Annotated in this window: 18 protein-coding genes; 11 read left to right on the top strand and 7 right to left on the bottom strand. The window is 65.6% G+C overall.

The window, feature by feature from the left end:
* Positions 1–118 precede the first annotated feature (118 nt).
* The 5 genes from YUU_RS0105470 (at position 119) to YUU_RS0105450 (ending at position 4,432) form a co-directional block, all read left to right on the top strand.
* Entirely contained in the window at positions 119–640 is a 522-nt protein-coding gene (locus tag YUU_RS0105470) for a hypothetical protein (RefSeq protein WP_027521481.1), read from the top strand.
* Between the two features lie 189 nt (positions 641–829).
* Positions 830–955: a hypothetical protein gene (locus YUU_RS62295; protein ID WP_256375267.1), complete on the top strand. Its 126-nt coding sequence runs from the start codon at positions 830–832 to the stop codon at positions 953–955.
* Between the two features lie 25 nt (positions 956–980).
* Entirely contained in the window at positions 981–1,571 is a 591-nt protein-coding gene (locus YUU_RS0105460; RefSeq protein WP_027521479.1) for an SCO family protein, read from the top strand.
* A 93-nt stretch (positions 1,572–1,664) separates the two neighbouring features.
* Positions 1,665–2,603 (top strand): transporter substrate-binding domain-containing protein, encoded by a 939-nt coding sequence (locus YUU_RS0105455; protein WP_027521478.1) that lies wholly within the window; start codon positions 1,665–1,667, stop codon positions 2,601–2,603.
* A gap of 185 nt (positions 2,604–2,788) precedes the next feature.
* Positions 2,789–4,432, top strand: a complete 1,644-nt coding sequence (locus YUU_RS0105450; protein ID WP_027521477.1) for a lysine--tRNA ligase — start codon at positions 2,789–2,791, stop codon at positions 4,430–4,432.
* 212 nt (positions 4,433–4,644) lie between these two features.
* Here the strand turns inward: YUU_RS0105450 and YUU_RS0105445 are convergent, their stop codons facing one another.
* On the bottom strand, positions 4,645–5,295 hold the full coding sequence (locus YUU_RS0105445) for a helix-turn-helix transcriptional regulator (protein WP_027521476.1): 651 nt from the start codon (positions 5,293–5,295) through the stop codon (positions 4,645–4,647).
* A 188-nt stretch (positions 5,296–5,483) separates the two neighbouring features.
* Here YUU_RS0105445 and YUU_RS0105440 point away from each other — a divergent pair, with 188 nt between their 5' ends.
* Entirely contained in the window at positions 5,484–5,828 is a 345-nt protein-coding gene (locus YUU_RS0105440; RefSeq protein ID WP_027521475.1) for a DUF952 domain-containing protein, read from the top strand.
* Positions 5,825–6,922: a quinone-dependent dihydroorotate dehydrogenase gene (locus YUU_RS0105435; protein ID WP_027521474.1), complete on the top strand. Its 1,098-nt coding sequence runs from the start codon at positions 5,825–5,827 to the stop codon at positions 6,920–6,922. The genes YUU_RS0105440 and YUU_RS0105435 overlap by 4 nt, the downstream gene beginning before the upstream one ends.
* Positions 6,923–7,085: 163 nt before the next feature.
* On the opposite strand, the gene YUU_RS0105430 is transcribed toward YUU_RS0105435, so the two are convergent.
* The 5 genes from YUU_RS0105430 to YUU_RS0105410 form a co-directional block, all read right to left on the bottom strand.
* Entirely contained in the window at positions 7,086–8,411 is a 1,326-nt protein-coding gene (locus YUU_RS0105430) for an MATE family efflux transporter (RefSeq protein ID WP_027521473.1), read from the bottom strand.
* Position 8,412: 1 nt separating this feature from the next.
* A complete protein-coding gene (locus YUU_RS0105425; protein ID WP_027521472.1) occupies positions 8,413–9,147 on the bottom strand; it encodes an MBL fold metallo-hydrolase in 735 nt (244 codons plus the stop codon).
* Positions 9,148–9,171: 24 nt separating this feature from the next.
* Positions 9,172–9,477, bottom strand: a complete 306-nt coding sequence (locus tag YUU_RS0105420; protein ID WP_027521471.1) for a DUF6460 domain-containing protein — start codon at positions 9,475–9,477, stop codon at positions 9,172–9,174.
* Positions 9,478–9,845: 368 nt separating this feature from the next.
* Positions 9,846–11,765: an ATP-dependent DNA ligase gene (locus tag YUU_RS0105415; RefSeq protein ID WP_027521470.1), complete on the bottom strand. Its 1,920-nt coding sequence runs from the start codon at positions 11,763–11,765 to the stop codon at positions 9,846–9,848.
* Positions 11,762–12,799 carry a ligase-associated DNA damage response exonuclease gene (locus YUU_RS0105410; protein ID WP_027521469.1) on the bottom strand — a complete coding sequence of 346 codons (1,038 nt, stop codon included), beginning with the start codon at positions 12,797–12,799 and terminating at the stop codon, positions 11,762–11,764. Before YUU_RS0105410 ends, YUU_RS0105415 begins: the two co-directional genes overlap by 4 nt.
* A 68-nt stretch (positions 12,800–12,867) precedes the next feature.
* Here YUU_RS0105410 and YUU_RS0105405 point away from each other — a divergent pair, with 68 nt between their 5' ends.
* The 4 genes from YUU_RS0105405 (at position 12,868) to pdeM (ending at position 18,748) form a co-directional block, all read left to right on the top strand.
* Entirely contained in the window at positions 12,868–13,794 is a 927-nt protein-coding gene (locus tag YUU_RS0105405) for a class I SAM-dependent methyltransferase (RefSeq protein ID WP_027521468.1), read from the top strand.
* A gap of 118 nt (positions 13,795–13,912) precedes the next feature.
* The gene (locus YUU_RS0105400; RefSeq protein WP_027521467.1) at positions 13,913–15,142 is read left to right on the top strand and encodes an ABC transporter substrate-binding protein; all 1,230 of its coding nucleotides are present in this window, start codon (positions 13,913–13,915) and stop codon (positions 15,140–15,142) included.
* Positions 15,143–15,361: 219 nt separating this feature from the next.
* Positions 15,362–17,992, top strand: coding sequence for a ligase-associated DNA damage response DEXH box helicase (locus tag YUU_RS0105395; protein ID WP_027521466.1), 2,631 nt, complete (start codon positions 15,362–15,364; stop codon positions 17,990–17,992).
* A gap of 57 nt (positions 17,993–18,049) precedes the next feature.
* Positions 18,050–18,748 carry a ligase-associated DNA damage response endonuclease PdeM gene (pdeM, locus tag YUU_RS0105390; RefSeq protein ID WP_245287954.1) on the top strand — a complete coding sequence of 233 codons (699 nt, stop codon included), beginning with the start codon at positions 18,050–18,052 and terminating at the stop codon, positions 18,746–18,748.
* A gap of 135 nt (positions 18,749–18,883) precedes the next feature.
* Here the strand turns inward: pdeM and YUU_RS0105385 are convergent, their stop codons facing one another.
* Complete coding sequence (locus YUU_RS0105385) at positions 18,884–19,747, bottom strand: LysR family transcriptional regulator (RefSeq protein WP_027521464.1); 864 nt, start codon at positions 19,745–19,747, stop codon at positions 18,884–18,886.
* Between the last annotated feature and the right edge of the window lie 19 nt (positions 19,748–19,766).

Genomic DNA, 19,766 nt, shown 5'->3' with positions numbered 1-19,766 from the left:
CCGTATTTGAATTTGTTTTGAGCCAGCCCACGCGCCTAGACAAAACCACGGTTACGACGGACGCTGGCGCCGCATCATCACCTGACACACAGATTCGAATGGGACTGGGGCGGGGGACATGAAGTTTCTGACGGGGTTGCTCGCAGCGGTTCTCCTGTTCGCGGGCATGGGGGCCTCTCACGCAGTGGTTCGTATCGCGGACGACCGTGGCGGCCGCATCGGAACCTATGTCGACAGGTACCAGGACCTGCGGCAGTCCGGCGAGACCGTGATCATCGACGGGCTCTGCGCCTCTGCCTGCACCATCGTCCTCGGTGCCATCCCGCGAGACCGCATCTGCGTGACCTCGCATGCGACGCTCGGCTTCCATGCCGCCTGGGATTTCGGCTCCAATGGCCGCGCCGTCACCAATCCCGAAGCGACCCAGATGCTGTATGCGATGTACCCGTCGCACGTGAGGCGCTGGATCTCGCAGCGTGGCGGCCTCACCCCGCACATGATCTTCCTCAGGGGCAGGCAGCTCCAGGCGATGTACAAGCCCTGCTACATGGACGTGCAGGCCGCGCCCAGCCGGCCGTCGCGCCGGGCTCTTCCGCAAGCGGATGAGCTGGAGTCCGCCCGGGGCCAGCTGCTTCACTAATATCCATCAGAACGAGCTGATCCGGGGAGCTATTCTGGCCCGCCCGCGGCGCTTGCCCGGGCGTGGGCCAGCGCCTATTTGAAGGGCAGGGAACCGGCGCGCATCGCCCCGGTCATTGTCATGGCTCAACCACTGCAATCAGCACATCCGGTATCGGACAATTCGCCCACTGCCGGCAGGACGCCGTCCGTGCTGCTATTTGCGGGCGCAGGGCTTGGCGGTCTCGCCGTGCTCGCCACGCTGGCGCTGTGGTTCCACTACGGCACCCAGGTGTTTTTTGAAGTGATCAGGGCCGGCCTGTCCGCCTGCTTCTGATCCGTAAAATGGGATTCTCTCCACGATGAGCCGGACTGCCCGCCCGCTGGTGATCGCGACTGCCTTCGCCGCAAGCCTCGTCGTCGGTCTGCTTGTAATGTTCTGGGCTATGGGCGGCGTCAGCAAGGTGGCGCAGCCGGCCGCGATTGGCGGGCCGTTCACGCTCACCGACCAGAACGGCAAAACCGTCACCGACAAGAGCCTGAAGGGCAAGCCGACCCTGATCTTCTTCGGCTACACCCATTGCCCGGACGTCTGCCCGACCTCGCTGTTCGAGATCTCGGAGGTACTGCGCGCGATGGGCAAGGACGCCGACAAGGTGAACGCCTATTTCATCTCGGTCGATCCCGAGCGCGACACGCCGTCGACGATGAAGGACTATCTGTCGAGCTTCGATCCGCATCTGGAAGGCCTCAGCGGCGATCCCGCCGAGACCAGCAAGGTGCTGACGTCCTACCGCGTCTACGCCAAGAAGGTCCCGACCAAGGACGGCGACTACACCATGGACCACACCGCGCTGATCTATTTGATGGACCGCGATGGGAGGTTCGTCGCGCCGTTCAATATGAAGCGGCCCCCCGAAGAGGCCGCGGCCGAGCTGAAGCGGTATCTCTGAGGTCTCAGATGGGCTGCAATCGGCGCTCGCGTTCCCGGCGGGATGGTCTATAAGGCCCTCCGATCTCAACGAAATCCCGCTAATCTCAAGCCGATGGCCCCATCGCAACAGGCGAAATCGCTCAAAACTGTCCGCCGCCTCCTGATCGGGATGGCGGGAGCCGGCGCCTGCCTGTTGTCGACTGCGTCCGGCGCACTTGCGCAGACCCCAGCCAAGCCAGCGCCCGGTGCTCCCCAGGCTTCCCCGCAGGTCGCGCCTCAAGCGGCTCCCCAGGCCGTGCCCGGCTTCTGGGACCCGCGCCGCCGGCCCGAACGGCCGGACCTGTCGCGCCTGACGGTGATCCGTTTCCTGACCGAGACCGACTATCCGCCGTTCAACTACACCGGCGCCGACGGCAATCCGGCCGGCTTCAACGTCGATCTCGCCCGTGCGCTCTGCGAGGAGATCAAGGTCACCTGCACGGTGCAGATGCGCCGCTTCGAGACGCTGGTCGATGCGCTCTCCTCGAACCGCGGCGATGCCATCATCGCGTCCATGGCGGTGAGCCCGCAGCTCCGTGCGCGCGCCGATTTCACCGATCCCTATTATCGCGTGCCGGCGCGCTTCGCCTCGCGCAAGGACGCGGTGATGCAGGAGATCCGTCCCGAATATCTCGAGGGCAAGAAGGTCGGCGTCATCGCGGGCTCCGCCCATGAAGCGTATCTCAAGGCGATGTTCACCGATGCCGAGCTGCACGGCTATCCCAATGACGAGGCCTTGCGCACCGCGCTCCGTCGCGGCGAGGTCGACTTCATCTTCGGCGACGCCATCTCGCTGGCGTTCTGGATCAACGGCACGGATTCCGGCGATTGCTGCGCCTTCTCCGGCGGCCCCTTCGTCGAGAGCCGCTTCTTTGGAGAGGGCGTCGGCATCGCCGTGCGCAAGGGCAACGATCTGTTGCGGCAGGCGCTGAACTGGGCGCTGTTCCGCGTCTGGGAAAAAGGCCGCTACACCGATCTGTGGCTGCGGTACTTCTCGGTGAGCCCGTTTTAGGTCAGTCGCTGCCACCTCCGCCGTCATTGCGAGGAGCGCAGCGACGAAGCAATCCAGAGTATTTCCGCGGAAAGATTCTGGATTGCTTCGCTTCGCTCGCAATGACGGTGTGTGAGGTTGTATCGCTCCACAAAATTGCATTCTGCGCGGAAATCGCTATTTTCCGCGGCCCGGAGGCCCCTTGAATGTCCGTTATTGATCCTGCCGCCAGCCCGAGCGATCTTCGTGCGCTCGCCGAACAATCCAACGCCTGGCCGTTCGAGCAGGCGAAGGCGCTTGTCGCGCGGCTGAAGAAGAGCCCGAAGGACGAGGTGCTGTTCGAGACCGGCTACGGCCCGTCCGGCCTGCCGCATATCGGCACCTTCGGCGAGGTCGCGCGCACCAGCATGGTGCGTCACGCCTTCCGCGTGCTGACCGAGGACAAGATCAAGACGCGGCTGATCGCCTTCTCCGATGACATGGACGGGTTTCGGAAAGTCCCCGACAACGTGCCCAACAGGGAGATGCTGGCGACGCATCTCGGCAAGCCGCTGACGCGGGTGCCGGATCCGTTCTCCAACGACTATCCGTCGTTCGGGCACCACAACAACGCCCGCCTGCGTGCCTTCCTCGACAGCTTTGGCTTCGATTACGAGTTCGCCAGCGCAACCGACTACTACACCTCGGGCCGGTTCGACGCGACGCTGCTGAAGATGCTCGCCGCCTACGACAAAGTGATGGCGATCATCCTGCCGACGCTCGGGCCCGACCGCCGCGCGACCTATTCGCCGTTTCTGCCCATCAGCAAGACCACGGGCGTCGTCTTGCAGGTGCCGATGATCCGCCGCGACGTCGCTGCCGGCACCGTCACTTACGTCGATCCTGATACAGGCGAAGAGGTCGAGACGCCGGTCACGGGCGGCCATGTAAAGTGCCAGTGGAAGGCCGACTGGGCGATGCGCTGGGTCGCGCTCGGCGTCGACTACGAGATGGCCGGCAAGGATCTGATCGACTCGGTGAAGCTCTCGGGCGCCATTGCGAGGACGCTCGGCGGCACGCCGCCCGAAGGCTTCAATTTCGAGCTGTTCCTCGACGAGAAGGGCCAGAAGATCTCGAAGTCGAAGGGCAACGGACTGACCATCGACGAATGGCTGCGCTATGCGCCGCCGGAATCGCTGTCGCTGTTCATGTACCGCGAGCCGAAAGCCGCGAAGCGGCTCTATTTCGATGTCATCCCGCGCAACGTCGACGACTATCAGCAGTTCCTCGACGGCTTTTCGCGGCAGGATGCCAAGCAGCAGTTCGGCAATCCCGTCTGGCACATCCATAACGGCCATCCGCCGAAGGCCGACATGCCCGTCACTTTCCAGCTTCTGCTGACGCTGGTGTCGTCGTCGAACGCGGAGAACGCCGAGACGCTGTGGGGCTTCATCGGCCGCTATCGCCCCGGCGTGAGCCCGCAGACGCATCCGAAGCTGGACGCGATGGTCGGCTACGCCATCAACTACTATCGTGACTTCGTCGCGCCGACGAAGCAGTTCCGCGAGCCCACCGATAGCGAGCGCGCCGCGTTGCAGGACCTGCGCGATGCGCTCTCGCAATTGTCGCAGGACGCCTCGGCGGAGGATATCCAGAACGTGGTCTACGAGATCGGCCGCCGCGAGCCGTTCCTCGACCAGGTCAAGAAGGGCAAGGACGGCCGTCCCGGCGTGACGCTGGACTGGTTCAACATGCTCTACCAGGTCCTGCTCGGCCAGGAGAAAGGCCCGCGCTTCGGCTCCTTCGTCGCCGTCTACGGCATCCAGAACGCCGTCAACATGATCGACGGCGCGCTGGCGAGGAGTGCGTGAGGGCGTGTAGCCAGGATGGAACGCAGCGAAATCCGGGAAGCACTATCTCCCCGATGTCGTCCTTGCGAAAGCCAGGACCCATACCGCGGAATCTATCGACTGCGTCTGGTCGCAGTCTCAAACGAGTTGTCTTCGCCAAACGACCTCCTGGGGTAATGGGTCCTGGCTTTCGCCAGGACGACATCGCGCAGTTGAGGCGCCACATCGGCCCCTCACTGGCTCGCCCACACGATCCTTGCGATCCAGGCGACATCGGCAACCGCAAGCGTGCGCTCGTTCTGCGCGCCATCGAGTGACTGCAATTCCAGCGACTTCGCCGTGCGGCGCTTCAGCGCCTTCACCAGCATCTCGCCGGCCCTCGTCTTTACCACCACGCGGTCGCCTTTGCGGATCGGCGTGCCCGGCGACACCAGGATGACGTCGCCGTCGCGATAGGGCGCGAGCGCATCGCCGGAAATCTCAAGCGCAAAGCTGTGATCGTCCTCCGCCGAGGGCAGCGCGACTTCGCTCCAGCCCTTGCCGGCGGGGAGGCCCTGCTCGTCGAAATGGCCGCTTGTCGCGGCCTGCGCGAAGCCGAGCAGCGGTACCGAGCGGCCGTCGCGTACGCCATCGCCGATCAGCTGCACGAAGGTCTCGATCGACGAGCCGGCCGCCGCGAGCGCCTTGGCGATCGATTCGGTCGAGGGCCAGCGCTCCCGGCCGTCGGAGGTCACGCGCTTGGACTTGTTGAAGGTGGTGGGATCGAGCCCCGCCCGCTTGGCAAGCCCCGACGGCGACAGCCCGGCGCGCGCCGCGAGCCGATCCAGGGCTCCCCAGATCTGCTCGTGAGTCAGCATCCTCTGCGCTTTGGCCTGTCTGATCATCCTCGATCCGGCCCGCCTAGGAAAACTAGCCTCAAATGAACCGGTTTTCCGTTTTCGGTGCAAGAGGCGGCAGCCAAGTCTTGAGTTCGAAAGGTGCCGCCTTTACGGTCGCGCCCGGGTCTGGGACCCTTGGGGAGCGAAAACCCCAAGAGACTCAACGAGCAAGCGTAAGCAGGACACCGCAACAGGTGGTCAAGATCTATAAAATTTGTGCCGCTTCGGCCTGGCGGGAGGCCGAACGGCAGGGTGTGTACCGGGGCAGCGCGGATGACGCGCGCGACGGCTTCATCCATTTCTCCACCGCCGCCCAGGTTCCCGAGACCGCGCGAAAGCATTTCTTCGGGCAGCGCGCCCTGTTCCTGGTCGAGATCGACGGCGATGCGCTCGGCGACGCCCTGCGCTGGGAGCGCTCGCGCAACGACGAGCTGTTTCCGCATCTCTATGGCGAGCTCGATCTCGGTGCGGTGATCTCGATCATCAATCTCGCCATGCGCTCCGACGGCAATCACGACATTCCGGAGCTTGCACCGTGATCCGCGCGTTCGATGCTTTCTCGCTGCCGGTCTTGCGCTGGCTCGATCCGGAGGATGCGCATCGCCTGGCGATCCAGGGCCTGCGCTTCCTGCCGCCGACCAAGCCGCACGCCGATGATCCGAAACTGGCGGTGCGGGCCTTCGGCCTGAATTTTCCCAATCCGATCGGCATGGCCGCGGGCTTCGACAAGAGCGCGGAAGTGCCGGACGCACTGCTCAGGCTCGGCTTCGGCTTCGTCGAGATCGGCTCGGTGACGCCGAAACCGCAGGCCGGTAATCCGCGGCCGCGGCTGTTTCGCCTGGAGCGCGATGAAGCCGTCATCAACCGCATGGGCTTCAACAATGACGGCGCGACGATCGCGCTGCGGCGCCTTGCGGCGCGCGCTGAGAACGGCGGCATCGTCGGCGTCAATGTCGGGGCCAACAAGGATTCGCCCGATCGCGTCGCCGATTACGTCAAGCTGATCGAGACGTTTGCGCCGGTCGCGAGCTATTTCACCGTGAACGTCTCCTCGCCGAACACGCCGGGCCTGCGCAACTTGCAGGAGGGCGCGCTGCTCGACGATCTCCTTGCCCACGTGATCGACGCGCGCGAGCGCGTGCGCGAGACGGCCGGCGATACGCCGGTGCTGCTCAAGATCGCGCCGGATTTGAGCCTCGCCCAGCTCGACGACGTCGTGCAGGTCGCCCGCGCGCGGAAGGTCGACGGCATGATCGTGTCGAACACGACGATCGCGCGGCCGAGCACGCTGCGCGAGCAGATGCGCGCGAAGGAGCAGGGCGGTCTCTCCGGCCGGCCGCTGTTTCGCCTGTCGACGCGCATGGTCGCGGAGACCTATGTGCGCGTCGAGGGCGCGTTCCCGCTGATCGGCGTCGGCGGCGTGGATAGCGGCGGTGCGGCGCTGACAAAAATCCGCGCCGGCGCGAGCCTGATCCAGCTCTATTCGTCGCTTGTCTACAAGGGCCTCGGCCTTGTCGACGAGATCAAGCGCGATCTCGCCTCGACGCTGCTGCGCACCGGGCGCGACTCGCTGTCCGAGATCGTCGGCGCCGACGCCGCCACGCTCACGGCCGAGGACTGGCCGGGGATGTAGAAGGTCTCGTGCCCCGGATGCAGCGCAGCGCGCCGCTCTTCGCTGGCTTGGTGCGCTGCTGATCCGGGGCCCATAGTCGCTGGGTCCCGGCTCTGCGGAGCGGCATTATCGGACGATGCTTCGCATCGCCGGGGCATGCCGCACCGCGTCCGGGACACGATGGTCATGATTTGGCGAACGTCGCCCGAAACAGCGCCGGATAGCGCAGGCCCTGCAGCCCGCCGCGCGCGACATAGAAGCCGAGCAGCGCGGTCCACAGTCCGGCATTGCCGAACGCTTGCAGCGCCCACCACGTGCCCAGAAAAATTCCGAGCGAGGCGAGCATCAGATTGCGCATCTCGCGCGCCCAGGTCGCGCCGACATAAATGCCGTCGAAACCAAAGGCGAACACGCCGGGCAGCGGCGCCAGGATGATGAAGACGAGAAAATCGCGTGCGCTGCGGCGGACCTCCTCGCTCGCGGTCATCAGGTTGATCAGTGCCGGGCCGAACAGCGCAAAGAGCAACGCGACGACCAGCGCGAAGCCGACGCCCCAGAGCAGCACCAGCCGCGTCGAATCGGCAAAGCCGCGCGCATCGCGCGCGCCAAAAGTGCGGCCGCAGAGCTGCTGCGCGGCGTTGGCGAGGCCATCGAGGAAGAAGGCGCTGACCAGCAGGAAATTGTTCAGCACCGCATTGGCCGCGAGCGTGACATCGCCGGCCCGCGCGCCCTTGGCGGTGAAGAACAGGAACACGGTGATCAGCGCGGCGGTGCGCACCATGATGTCCGAGTTGACCGACAGCATCCGGATCAGCTTGGCGCGGTCGAACAACCGCGCGCGGGGAATGGCGAGACCACCTTTGGCGAGACGCCGCGCCACCATCGCGCTGAGCAGGAAGCCCGCGGCCTCCGCGATCACAGCGGCGATCGCCGCGCCCGCAATGCCGGTGTCGTAGACGAGCACCAGGAGCACGGTCGCCGCCACGTTGATGAGGTTGATCACGATCTGCTGGAGCAGCGCCAGATTGGCGCGGGCAAGTCCCACCAGCCAGCCGAGCACGACGTAGTTGGCGAAGGCCAGCGGCGAGGACCAGATGCGGATCGCAAAATAGGTCTTTGCCGCGCGCGTCACGCCCTCGCTGCCGCCCATCAGGCTGAACAGCACGGCGCCGAGCGGTACCTGAAGCGCGATCAGCGCGACGCCGATCAGTCCGGCCACGATGAAGCCGCGCACGAGAATTGCGCTCTTCTCCTCCGACTCGCCGGCGCCGAGCGATTGCGCAGTGAAGGCGAGCGTGCTCATGCGCAGGAAGGCGAACAGCCAGAACAGGCAGTCGAAGATCACCGACGCCATGGCGACGCCGCCGAGCAGCGCGGCGTCGTTCAGCCGCCCGATCGCGGTGGTCGAGACCACGCCGATCAGCGGCGTGGTGAGGTTCGCGACCATCGCCGGGCCTGCGATGGCGAACACCTGTCTTGTGGTGACCCTGGGATGAACCGGTGCGTGCATGTCAGAACACGAGCACCATGCCGTCCTCCGCCGCCAGATGCGGCACGTCGTCGAGACGCAACAGCACGTCGTCGCTCATATGGGTGAGGACGAGCCGCTTGGCGCCGATCTCGGGCAGATGCTGTTCCAGGGTCTTCAGGCTGAGATGGTTCTTGACCACCTTCTCGTACATGTAGGCTTCGGCGATGAAAAGGTCCGCGCCATGCGCCAGCGGAATGAGCGTCTCCGTCCATTCGGTATCAGCGCTGTAGGCGAGCACGCGGCCTTCGGCTGCGATGCGATAGCCGAGGAACGGCCCACCGGACTCGCCATGCACGACCGGATAGGGCGTCACCGTCACGCCACCGAAGCTGCGGCTCTCGCCGGGCGAGAGCGCGACGACGGAAAGCTCGAAGCGCTGCTTGGTCTTCGATGAGTGCTCGAACAGCGCCTCCATCACCTGCGCGAGCCGCATCTCGATGCCTTCCGGGCCGGCAATCACCAGCGGTCGCGTCCGCCTGGAGAACTGCGCGTCGAGCAGAAAGAACGGCAGGCCGGCAAAATGATCGCCGTGGAAATGCGTGATCAGGATCAGGTCGATTTCGTCGCGATCGATCTCGAGCCGCTTCAAGGCCGGCAGCGAGGAGGCACCGCAATCGATCAGGAAATTGACCTGCCTCCCCGTGACGTGAAAGCAGGTGTTGGCCCTGCCGCCCGAGCCGAACGCATCGCCGCAGCCGACAAAGCGCAATTGCATCGGCTGCGCACTCCTTCTCCCAATCTACCGGCCGCGCGGCGCGCCGAACAGGCGCGACAGAAACCACACTGGGATCACGATGACAGCGCCGAGCAGGAAGTAGCGCCACAGCCAGTTGACCGCGTCGAAGCCGAGGTCCCACAGCCGCTGGAACAGGAGGCGAATGCTGTGGATGATATTCCAGGGATCGAAACCGATCGCAGCGAGCACGACGCCGACCAGGATCGAGAGCAGGATCAGGCGGAATGCGACCGCCAGCGGCGAGCCACCGAGAAAGCGGTTCAGGCCATCGCTGTGGCCGGCCGGCAAATCTCTGACGTCGTTGGCCATCTCAAAAAAACTCCTCAGCGGATTCGATCCCCATTATAGGGCACGGCGAGGCAGATGGGGAACCCGCATCCGGCCGTCAATCGGCTTACGGGATTTTAATTCGGGAAGCGGAGTACGCCTTGGTTGCGGGATGATCGTGTCGCAGGCTCGGTGCAACCTCTCCCGCTTGCGGGAGAGGCGCAGGCCGCCACCGGCGGCCGTTCCTCTTAAAAGAACGCCGATGCAAAGCCTCGGCTATGGCGGAGCGCCGGGTGAGGGCTCTCGCCTCTGGGGGAATCCCAATGCGGAGACACCCTCACCCCAACCCTCTCCCGCAAGCGGGAGAGGGGGCACCGCCGTCCTGGCCGCAATCCAGCCTCATTGCGCTTTCACGCCTCAATCTCCGCCACCTCCGCCTTCAGCATCTTTTCCAGCGTCTCCAGCCGGTCCGCCTCGCGTGGCGGCTTGTCCCAGCGCAGGCGGCTGATGCGGGGAAAGCGCATGGCGACGCCGGATTTGTGCCGCGGCGAGCGCTGCAATCCTTCGAAGGCGACCTCGAGCACCAGCCCCTTGTCGGGCTCGTGCACAACATGGCGCACGGGGCCGAATTTTTCCGTGGTGTTGCGGCGGACGAAGCGGTCGATCTCGAGCAGCTCCTCGTCGGTGAAGCCGAAATAGGCCTTGCCGACCGGTACCAGCTCGTCGCCGCCTTCGCCTCCCGTCCAGACACCAAAGGTGTAGTCGGAATAATAGGACGAGCGCTTGCCATGGCCGCGCTGCGCATACATCAGCACGGCATCGATGATGTGCGGGTCGCGCTTCCATTTCCACCATTGCCCCTTCGGCCGGCCCGGCAAATAGGGTGCATCGCGCCGCTTCAGCATGACGCCTTCGACGGCCTCGGCATCCTCGCCGGCGCCGGCACTTGCGGGATCGGCGCGCGCGGCGGTGAGTGCGTCCCAGCTATCGAAGGGCACGGTCGGTGAAAGGTCGATGCGGGAATCGCCCAGCTTCTTGATGAAGGTTTCGAGATGCTGGCGCCGCTCGGCAAAGGGCAGCTCGCGCAGATCGTTCTCGTCGTCGCCGAGCAGATCATAGGCGCGCAGGTGGATCGGAAAATCCTTGATCAGCTTTGGCGAGACTACCTTGCGGTTGAGGCGCTGCTGGAGAACGTTGAAGCTCTGCACGCGGCCGTCGCGCACGACGAGCAGCTCGCCGTCGATCGCGCCGGGCAGGTGCAGCGAGGGCACGAGGTCCGGAAAGCTCCCCGTGATGTCCTCGCCGGTGCGCGAATAGAGCCGCGCCGTGATGTGGCCGCGATCGTTGCGGCCCGCCACCGCCTGCACGCGGATGCCGTCCCATTTCCACTCGGCAACGTAGTCGGCGGGATCAAGGCTTTGGAAATCTGAGTCCTCGATCGCATGCGCGAGCATGACGGGACGGAACGGCGCGGGGTCGCGGTTGACGGGCTTTTCCGCGCGGCCCTCGAGCCAGGCGAACAAGTCGAGATAGGGCGGGACGAGGCCGGGCCAGATCAGCTCGATCTCATGCGGATCCTTGTCGCCGAGTGCGGCCGCCGCGGTTTTTGCCAGGCGTGCGGAGACGCCGATGCGAAGCGCGCCAGTGACGAGTTTGAGCAGCGCCCAGCGGCCGGTCTCGTCGAGCTCGTCGAGCCAGCGCGCAAGCTGGCCCGGCAGCTCGGTCTTGCCGAGCGTGCGCAGCGTGGTGACGACGTCGGTGAGGGTTGGGGGTGGTGGGTGGTTGTGGTTGCGTGGGCGGAGATGGTGGCTGTCATCTCCCCCGGGGCACCCCCCTCCCTGTCCCTCCCCCGTAAGGGGGGAGGGAGCGGTGGAAGCTGTGCCTGCATCACGTGACGATACGTCGACAACCGTAACGGTTTCGCTCACCACTGCTTCAGACTTGTTGTTCGACGTGTCGCTCTCACGTCGCCCCGCGTCGCGCTGCACTCCCTCCCCCCTTGCGGGGGAGGGTGGGGGAGGGGGGTAGCCCAGGAAAGACTGGCCGTCGTTGACGACGCCCTTCGGCCACATCAGCGCAACTGTTTCCGAGAGATCGCCAACGTAATCATACGACAACCCGAACAACACCGGATCGGTACGCGCCGCAATCAGGTCGCGGATCAGCCCAGGCTTGGCGTGCTTGAAGCTCAGCGCGCCGGTCAGCGCCGCCAGCGCATAGCCGCGGTCGGGATCGCCGACCTCGCGAAAATAGCCGGTGATCAGCCGCAGCTTGTTGTTGCGGCCGGGCTCGTAGGCGAGACGGTCCAACAGTTGGGCGAAGCGGTTCATGCCTCGGCCTCGCTTGCGAGCTGCGTCTCGCTCTCCTCCTCGTCGCCATAGCCGACGAGATCCAGCGGCTGCGCGGCCAAGCCCTTGGTTTTGCACCAATGCACCAGCGCGTCTTCCTGGCCGTGCGTGACCCAGATTTCGCCGGCGCCGGTCGCGGCGATCGTCGCGGTGAGGCCGTCCCAATCGGCATGGTCGGAAATCACCAGCGGCAATTCCACGCCGCCCTGCCGCGCTCGCGCGCGCACCCGCATCCAGCCCGAAGCAAATGCCGTGACCGGATCGGGAAACCGCCGCGTCCAGATATCGGAGGTGGCGGAGGGCGGTGCCAGCGTAATGGTGCCGGCGAGATCGGTCTTCTTCGTGCCCTTCACCGGGCGTAGCTCGCCGAGCGCGATGCCGCGGCTCTGGTAATAGTGCGTGATCGTCTCCATCGCGCCATGCAGATAGATCGGCGTGTCGTATCCGGCCGCGCGCAGCAGTGCGATGACGCGCTGCGCCTTGCCGAGCGAATAGGCGCCGACGAGATGCGCGCGCTCCGGAAACAGCTCCACGGAGGCGAGCAGCTTCTTCACCTCGTCCGCCGCATCGCCGTGGCGAAATACCGGCAGGCCGAATGTCGCCTCGGTGATGAAGACATCGCAGGGCACGAGCTCGAACGGCGCGCAGGTCGGGTCCGGCGCGTCCTTGTAGTCGCCGGAGGCGACGATACAGGTGTCCTTACAGGTCACCGCGATCTGCGCCGAGCCCAGCACGTGGCCCGCGGGGTGAAACTTCACCTTGACGTCGCCGAGCCGGATCTCCTCGCCATAGCGGATCGCCTGCGTCGTGCCGGCAAAGTTCTCGCCATAGCGCAGGCGCATCATGTCCAGCGTCTCCTGCGTCGCCAGCACGGCGCCGTGGCCGGCACGCGCATGGTCGGAATGGCCGTGGGTGATCACGGCGCGCTCGACGGGGCGGACAGGATCGATATGGAAGCCGCCCGGCTTGCAGCACAGGCCGGCAGCAGTTGGCAACAGGATGTCTTGCGGGCGCATTTCTGTCATATAGGCTGCACGCCCGTTTCATTCGAGTCATTGGCCCGCGTCGTCTTCTGGTTCCAAAAATGCCCCTGCGTCTGTTCCTGTCCTCCGGCGATCTGATGGCCGACCGCCGTTTCGAGTTCGCGCGCGACCTGCAGCTGAAGGGCGATTTTCCGGCCGCAGCTGACCTGCTGGAGCAGGCGATCGAGCTCGCGCCGAACTTCACATCGGCCTGGTTCACGCTCGGCGAAATCCGTCAGCAGCTCGGCGAGCGCGACAAGGCGACCGCGGCGTTTCGCAAGGCGCGCGACTCTGATCCTGAGGACCAGCATGGCGCCGGCCTGCATCTGATGCGGCTCGGCGAGGCACAGATGGCGGAGATGCCGAAAGCCTATGTGCAGGCGCTGTTCGATCAATACGCGCCGCGCTTCGAGCATGCATTGATCAACGATCTCGGCTATCGCGCCCCCGCGCTGATCTTCAAGGCGGTGCTGGCCGCGCGCGTCGCCGCGAACAAGCCGGCCTACTTCAAGTGCGCGATCGATCTCGGCTGCGGCACGGGGCTCGCGGCCAGTGCCTTCGCAAAGCAGGTCGACCATTTCATCGGCATTGATCTTTCGCCCGGCATGATCAAGGAGGCGCGCGCCACCGGCCTCTATGCCGAGCTGGAAGTCGCCGACATGATCGACGGCCTGCGCAGCAAGCCGGACGCGAGCGCGAGTCTGGTCGTGGCTGCGGATGCGTTCGTGTATCTGTCCGATCTCGCGCCGGTGTTGATGGAAGCAACGCGCGTGCTCGCAGCCGGCGGTACGCTCGCCTTCACGCTCGAGACGCATGACGGCAGCGGCGTCGTCCTGGGCGAGGGGCTGCGCTATGCCCATGCGGCGGAATATGTGCAGGCTGCGATCGCGAATGCCGGCCTCAAGCTGCTGACACTGGCGCCGGCCTCGCCGCGAAACGAGAACAACGAGCCGGTGCGCGGCCTCGTCATCGTTGCCGAGAAAACTTGAGTCTAGGCGCTGGGGCTGCGGCAAATTGAGCGTCATTGCGCCGCAAAAGCGCAGCCTTGCCACTTGCGATGCGTGCCTTGATGTCCGCACAATGCGCAGCATCAGGGAGACAACGCCAATGACAAAAAATCCATCGCGGCGCGATTTCAGCGCCGGTGCATTTGCCACAATCGCAGCCTCGACCTTGCCGGCGCCCTACGTTTGGGCTGCGGAGAAGAAATATGATGCGGGCGCGAGCGACACCGAGATCAAGATCGGTCAGACCGTGCCGCATTCCGGCCCCGGCTCGCTCTATGGCGTGCTGGGTCGTGTCGGCGAAGCCTATTTCCAGATGCTGAACGAGAAGGGCGGCATCAACGGGCGCAAGGTCAAATTCCTCACCATGGACGATGCCTACAGCGCGCCGAAATGCGTCGAGGCGACGCGGCGCCTCGTCGAGCAGGAGGAGGTGCTGGCGCTCTATGGCTCGCTCGGTACCGCGCCGCAGACCGCTGTTCATAAATATCTGAATTCCAAGGGCGTGCCGCAGCTCCTGCTCAATACCGGCGCGTCCAAGTGGAACAACCCGAAGGAATTCAAATGGACGATGGCGGGCCTGCCGCTCTATCCGACCGAAGCGCGCATTCTCGCCAAGCACGTCATCAGCGTGAAGCCGAATGCCAGGATCGGCATCCTCTACCAGAACGATGATTTCGGCCGCGACTTCCTCGGGCCCTTCAAGAAGGTGCTTGCGGATGCCGGCGGCACCGCGCAGGTGATTTTGGAGCAGACCTACGACCTGACCGATCCGACCATCGATTCCCAACTCATCAATCTCTCCAAGTCGGGCGCCGACGTCTTCTACAACATCTCCACCGGCAAGGCGTCGTCGCAGTCGATCCGGAAAGCGGCCGAACTCGGCTGGAAGCCGCTGCAATTGCTCTCGGCGGGCTCGACCGGCAAATCCATCCTCGGCGCCGCCGGCTTCGAGAACGCATCCGGCATCGTCGCGATCCGCTATTCCAAGGACGCCGGCCCCGGCCCCTGGGAGAATGACAAGGACGTGATCGCGTTCGACACGTTACGCAAGAATTATCTGCCAAACGTCGATCCCGACAACACCATCGCCTATGCCGGTTACGGCCAGGCGGTGAGCATGGGCGAGATCCTGCGCCGCTGCGGCGACGAGCTCACGCGCGAAAATGTGCTGAAGCAGGCCGCGAACCTCAAGGGCTTCCATTCGCCGTTCTTCCTCGACGGCGTCGACTACAGCTACACGCCCGACGACTACACGCCGATGAAGACACTGTTCATCTCGACCTTCAACGGCAAGGACTGGCAGGTCTCCGACAAGCCCGTGACGGAGTAGCGGGCGCGCGCTGACGCCGCCTCTCCCTCTCCCCGTTCTTACGGGGAGAGGGTCGGGGTGAGGGGCTGCATCCGCATTCACGGTGATAGATGGACTCGTGGAAGCTCCCCCTCACCCGGAATTCAAGCTGTGCTTGAATTCCGGCCTCTCCCCGCGAGCGGGGCGAGGCGAAGGACCCACCCCTCGACGAACCCGTCCCCACGGCTTACCTCTATCGCCGTGCCGCCCCGTATCCTCACCGCCTCGGCCGAGCCGGCCGCACCGTTGCCCGACCGCTTCCAGACATGGTTCGCGGCCCGCGGCTGGTCGCCGCGCGCGCATCAATTGGCGCTCTTGGAAAAGGCTCGCGAGGGTCGCTCCGCGCTGCTGATCGCACCAACCGGCGCCGGCAAGACGCTGGCGGGATTTCTGCCGACGCTGGTCGAACTCTCTTCTCCCTCCCCCCTTGTGGGGGAGGGCCGGGGAGGGGGGTGGCCACGGGCAGCCCTGCCTGCCGACGACAAACACAAGATCATCTCCACCGGCCGCGCCGTTCAGCGCAGCGGCGGTTTGCACACCCTCTACATCTCCCCGCTGAAAGCGCTCGCCGTCGACATCGCGCGCAACCTTGAGCGGCCGATTGCCGAGATGGGACTGCCGATCAAGGTCGAGACCCGCACGGGTGACACGCCGGTGTCGCGGCGGCAGCGCCAGCGCCGCTATCCGCCGGACATCCTTCTCACGACGCCGGAGCAGCTCGCATTGCTGCTGTCCTCCGACGATGCGCCGTTCCTGTTCTCATCGCTCAAGCGCGTGGTGCTCGACGAGTTGCATGCGCTCGTCACCTCCAAGCGTGGCGACCTGCTGTCGCTCGGGCTTGCGCGGCTGTGGCGGCTTGCGCCGGAGATGCGCATGATCGGCCTGTCGGCGACGGTGGCCGAGCCGGACTCGCTGGCGCGATTCCTCATGCCGCAGCCGGCCGGAAAGGCTGCCTCCGCCGCTGATATCGTCATGGCCGGCGGCGCGGCCGCGCCGATCGTCGAGATGCTGGATACAAGCGAGCGCCTCCCCTGGGCCGGCCACACTGCGCGCCATGCGCTGGCCGAGGTCTACGAGCTGATCAAGGCGAACAAGACCACGCTGGTCTTCGTCAACACCCGCAGCCAGGCCGAGATGCTGTTCCAGGATCTCTGGCGCATGAACGACGACGGACTTGCGATCGCGCTGCATCACGGCTCGCTCGACGTCGCGCAGCGCCGCAAGGTCGAGGACGCGATGTCGGCGGGAAAACTGCGCGGCGTGGTCTGCACCTCGTCGCTGGATCTCGGCGTCGACTGGGGCGACGTCGATCTCGTCATCAATATCGGCGCACCAAAAGGCTGCTCGCGCCTGATGCAGCGCATCGGCCGCGCCAATCATCGCCTCGATGAGGCCTCGCGCGCGGTGCTGGTGCCGGCCAACCGGTTCGAAGTGCTGGAGTGCCGCTCCGCGATCGATGCAATCGCGGAGAATGCGCAGGATACCCCGCCCTTGCGCATCGGTGCCCTCGACGTGCTGGCGCAGCACGTGCTCGGCTGCGCCTGCGGCGAGCCGTTTCTCTCGGGCGAACTCTATGACGAGGTGCGCACGGCGGCGCCATACGCCGATCTGTCGCGGCAGGATTTCGACGACGTCGTCGATTTCGTCGCTACCGGCGGCTACGCGCTGAAAACCTATGAACGCTTCGCCCGCATCAAGCAGGACAAGCAGGGCCGCTGGCGCGTCGCCAATCCAAAGGTGCGGCAGAGCTATCGCCTCAATGTCGGCACCATCGTCGAGGAGCCGATGCTGAAAGTCCGGCTGGTGCGCTCGCGCTCCACGGGGCAAGGAAAAGCGGGAGGCTCGACCGGCGCCATTGCGCGCGGCGGCCGCGTGCTCGGCGAGATCGAGGAATATTTCATCGAGGGCCTCAGCCCCGGCGACACCTTCGTGTTCGGCGGCGAGGTGGTGCGCTATGAGGCGCTGGCCGAGGACCAGGTCTACGTCTCCCGCGCCCATGACGCCGATCCCAAGGTGCCGTCCTATATGGGCGGCAAGTTTCCGCTGTCGACTTATCTGGCCGAGCGCGTGCGCCGGCTGCTGGATGACAAGCGCGCGTGGGGTGCCCTGCCGGAGCAGGTGCGCGACTGGCTGTCATTGCAAAAGGATGTTTCGCGCGTGCCCGCGGTGCGCGAGCTCCTGGTCGAAACTTTTCCGCGCGGCAACAAGCACTATCTCATCTGCTATCCCTTCGAGGGGCGGCTCGCGCACCAGACGCTCGGCATGCTGCTCACGCGCCGGCTGGAGCGCGCCCGCGCCCGCCCGCTCGGCTTCGTCGCTAATGAATATGCGGTCGCGATCTGGGGGCTGGGCGATGCCTCCTTCATGATCCGCAACGGCCAGCTCGATCTCAACGCGTTGTTCGATCCTGATATGCTCGGCGACGACCTCGAGGCCTGGCTCGCCGAGTCCGCGCTGATGAAGCGCATGTTCCGCAATTGCGCGCTGATCTCCGGCCTGATCGAGCGCCGTTTCACGGATGAAGACAAGAGCCGCCGGCAGGTGCTGTTCTCGACCGACCTCGTCTACGACGTCCTGCGCAAGCACCAGGCCGATCACATGCTGTTGCGCGCCGCGCGCGCCGATGCCGCGACCGGCCTGCTCGACCTGCGCCGGCTCGGTGACATGCTCGCGCGCATCCACGGCCACATCACGCACCGGGAACTCGACCACGTCTCCCCGCTCGCCGTCCCCGTGATGCTGGAAATCGGCCGCGAGTCAGTTTATGGCGAAGCTGCAGACGAGCTGCTGGCGGAGGCCGCCGACGAGCTCGTCAAAGAGGCGATGTCGTAGACTGTCCGCAGAATGAATCCTTGGGGCGCAACTCCTGCCAAGTCGTCAAGCCCGGCCTTGACCGAGCAGGCGGCCATTTCGATCACGTCGACGCGCACGCTGGACGTCGCCGGCGCATCGTTCCATGCCGATCTCTCCGGCGCGCTGTTCTGGGACGAGCAGCGCCTGCTCGTCGTTTCCGACCTGCATCTGGAAAAAGGCTCGAGCTTCGCTGCGCGCGGCGTGCTGCTGCCGCCTTATGACACGGTCGCCACGCTCAGTCGTCTTGCGGCCGTGATCGCGCGGCACGATCCGCGGATCGTGATCGCGCTCGGCGACAGTTTTCATGATCGCAGCGCCCATGAGCGGCTGTCGATTGAGGATCGCGACGCCATGACCTCGCTCCAGAGCGGCCGCGACTGGATCTGGATTTCAGGCAATCACGACCCGGCGCTGCCGCGCGATCTCGGTGGCACCGTCGCCGACGAAGTCGCGATCGGCCCGATCATTTTCCGTCACGAGCCGACCGGCGCGTGCGGCGAGATCGCCGGCCATCTCCATCCCAAGGCGCGCGTTACCGCACGCGGCCGCTCCATGGAGCGGCGCTGCTTCGCCTCCGACGGAATGCGCGCCGTGATGCCGGCCTTCGGCGCCTATGCCGGCGGTCTCAGCATCCGCGACGCGGCGTTCGCAAAAGTCTTTGGCGAGCGACACTTCACCGCGCATCTCCTCGGCGACAATCGCGTCCACGCGATTGCAGCGTCGCGGTGTTGTTGAGGTCCGCACTTCGTAGGGTGGGTTAGCGAAGCGTAACCCACCTCTTTCGCATCCGGGGAGACAGCGGTGGGTTACGCCGTGCGGACTGCGCTCCGCGCAGCCGCGGGGCCAACCCACCCGACGAATCCCGCAGTATCACGCCGCCTTCGCCTGCACCGTATCGCAGAACTCCGCCAAGCGATCCGCAAGCCGCAGCGTCGCGGGGCTCGCGCCCGGGGAGGCCATCAGCGCGACCTCCGTCTCGTTGATTGGCGCAAAGCCGTCCTTCGCTGTCAGTACGCGGTGATCGGACTGGATCGCCATCTCCGACAAGATGCTGAGGCCCATGCCGGCGGCAACCGCCGCCTGGATGCCGGCGAGGCTCGATGACGTGTAGGCCATGTGCCAGGGCCGGCCGGCGCTTTCCAGCGCGTGGATGGCGCCGGCGCGATAGAGGCAGCCGAGCGGAAAGCCGATCAGCGGCACCGACGACACGTCGGCTTGAATCGGATGGCTCTTGCTGGTCACCCAGTGCACCCGCTCCGGCCACACGGCGATCGCGCCCTTCTCGCCGGCCTCGCGCTTGAACAGCGCAAGGTCGAGCTCGCCGCGTTCGAGGTCGCGGGACAGGTTCCTGCTCTGGTCGGCACGCACATCCAGCCGCAGGCCCGGATGCGAGCGCGAGAACGAGCCGAGCAGTTTTGCCAGCCGATAGGCGGCGAAATCCTCGGGGATGCCGAGCCGGATTGCGCCTTCGCTGCCCGGCTCGCTGAGCACGTCACGCGCCTCCTCGGCGAGCGACAACAGGCGGCGCGCGTAGGACAAAAGCCGCTCGCCGGCCTCCGTCGGGCGCACGTCCTTGCCGTCACGGTGCAGCAGCACCTGGCCGACATCCTCCTCCAGCCGCTTGATCTGCTGGCTGACCGTCGATTGCGTGCGATGGACGCGTTCGCTGGCGCGGGTGAAGCCGCCGGCATCCACCACGGACACGAAGCTGCGGAGGAGCTCCAGATCGAGCATATCAGCCTCCATTTATAAA

Source organism: Bradyrhizobium sp. Ec3.3, assembly GCF_000472925.1.
Lineage (GTDB): Bacteria > Pseudomonadota > Alphaproteobacteria > Rhizobiales > Xanthobacteraceae > Bradyrhizobium.
This window is presented reverse-complemented; position numbering and strand designations above follow the sequence as displayed.

What these genes read in the sequence shown, in the direction of transcription:
- YUU_RS0105450 (WP_027521477.1), top strand. Translation starts at nt 2,789, where the DNA reads ATGTCCGTTATTGATCCTGCCGCCAGCCCGAGCGATCTTCGTGCGCTC.
- YUU_RS0105470 (WP_027521481.1), top strand. Translation starts at nt 119, where the DNA reads ATGAAGTTTCTGACGGGGTTGCTCGCAGCGGTTCTCCTGTTCGCGGGC.
- YUU_RS0105445 (WP_027521476.1), bottom strand. Translation starts at nt 5,295, where the DNA reads ATGATCAGACAGGCCAAAGCGCAGAGGATGCTGACTCACGAGCAGATC.
- YUU_RS0105425 (WP_027521472.1), bottom strand. Translation starts at nt 9,147, where the DNA reads ATGCAATTGCGCTTTGTCGGCTGCGGCGATGCGTTCGGCTCGGGCGGC.
- YUU_RS0105385 (WP_027521464.1), bottom strand. Translation starts at nt 19,747, where the DNA reads ATGCTCGATCTGGAGCTCCTCCGCAGCTTCGTGTCCGTGGTGGATGCC.
- YUU_RS0105455 (WP_027521478.1), top strand. Translation starts at nt 1,665, where the DNA reads ATGGCCCCATCGCAACAGGCGAAATCGCTCAAAACTGTCCGCCGCCTC.
- YUU_RS0105400 (WP_027521467.1), top strand. Translation starts at nt 13,913, where the DNA reads ATGACAAAAAATCCATCGCGGCGCGATTTCAGCGCCGGTGCATTTGCC.
- YUU_RS0105410 (WP_027521469.1), bottom strand. Translation starts at nt 12,799, where the DNA reads ATGCGCCCGCAAGACATCCTGTTGCCAACTGCTGCCGGCCTGTGCTGC.
- YUU_RS0105415 (WP_027521470.1), bottom strand. Translation starts at nt 11,765, where the DNA reads ATGAACCGCTTCGCCCAACTGTTGGACCGTCTCGCCTACGAGCCCGGC.
- YUU_RS0105460 (WP_027521479.1), top strand. Translation starts at nt 981, where the DNA reads ATGAGCCGGACTGCCCGCCCGCTGGTGATCGCGACTGCCTTCGCCGCA.
- YUU_RS0105405 (WP_027521468.1), top strand. Translation starts at nt 12,868, where the DNA reads ATGCCCCTGCGTCTGTTCCTGTCCTCCGGCGATCTGATGGCCGACCGC.
- YUU_RS0105420 (WP_027521471.1), bottom strand. Translation starts at nt 9,477, where the DNA reads ATGGCCAACGACGTCAGAGATTTGCCGGCCGGCCACAGCGATGGCCTG.
- YUU_RS0105430 (WP_027521473.1), bottom strand. Translation starts at nt 8,411, where the DNA reads ATGCACGCACCGGTTCATCCCAGGGTCACCACAAGACAGGTGTTCGCC.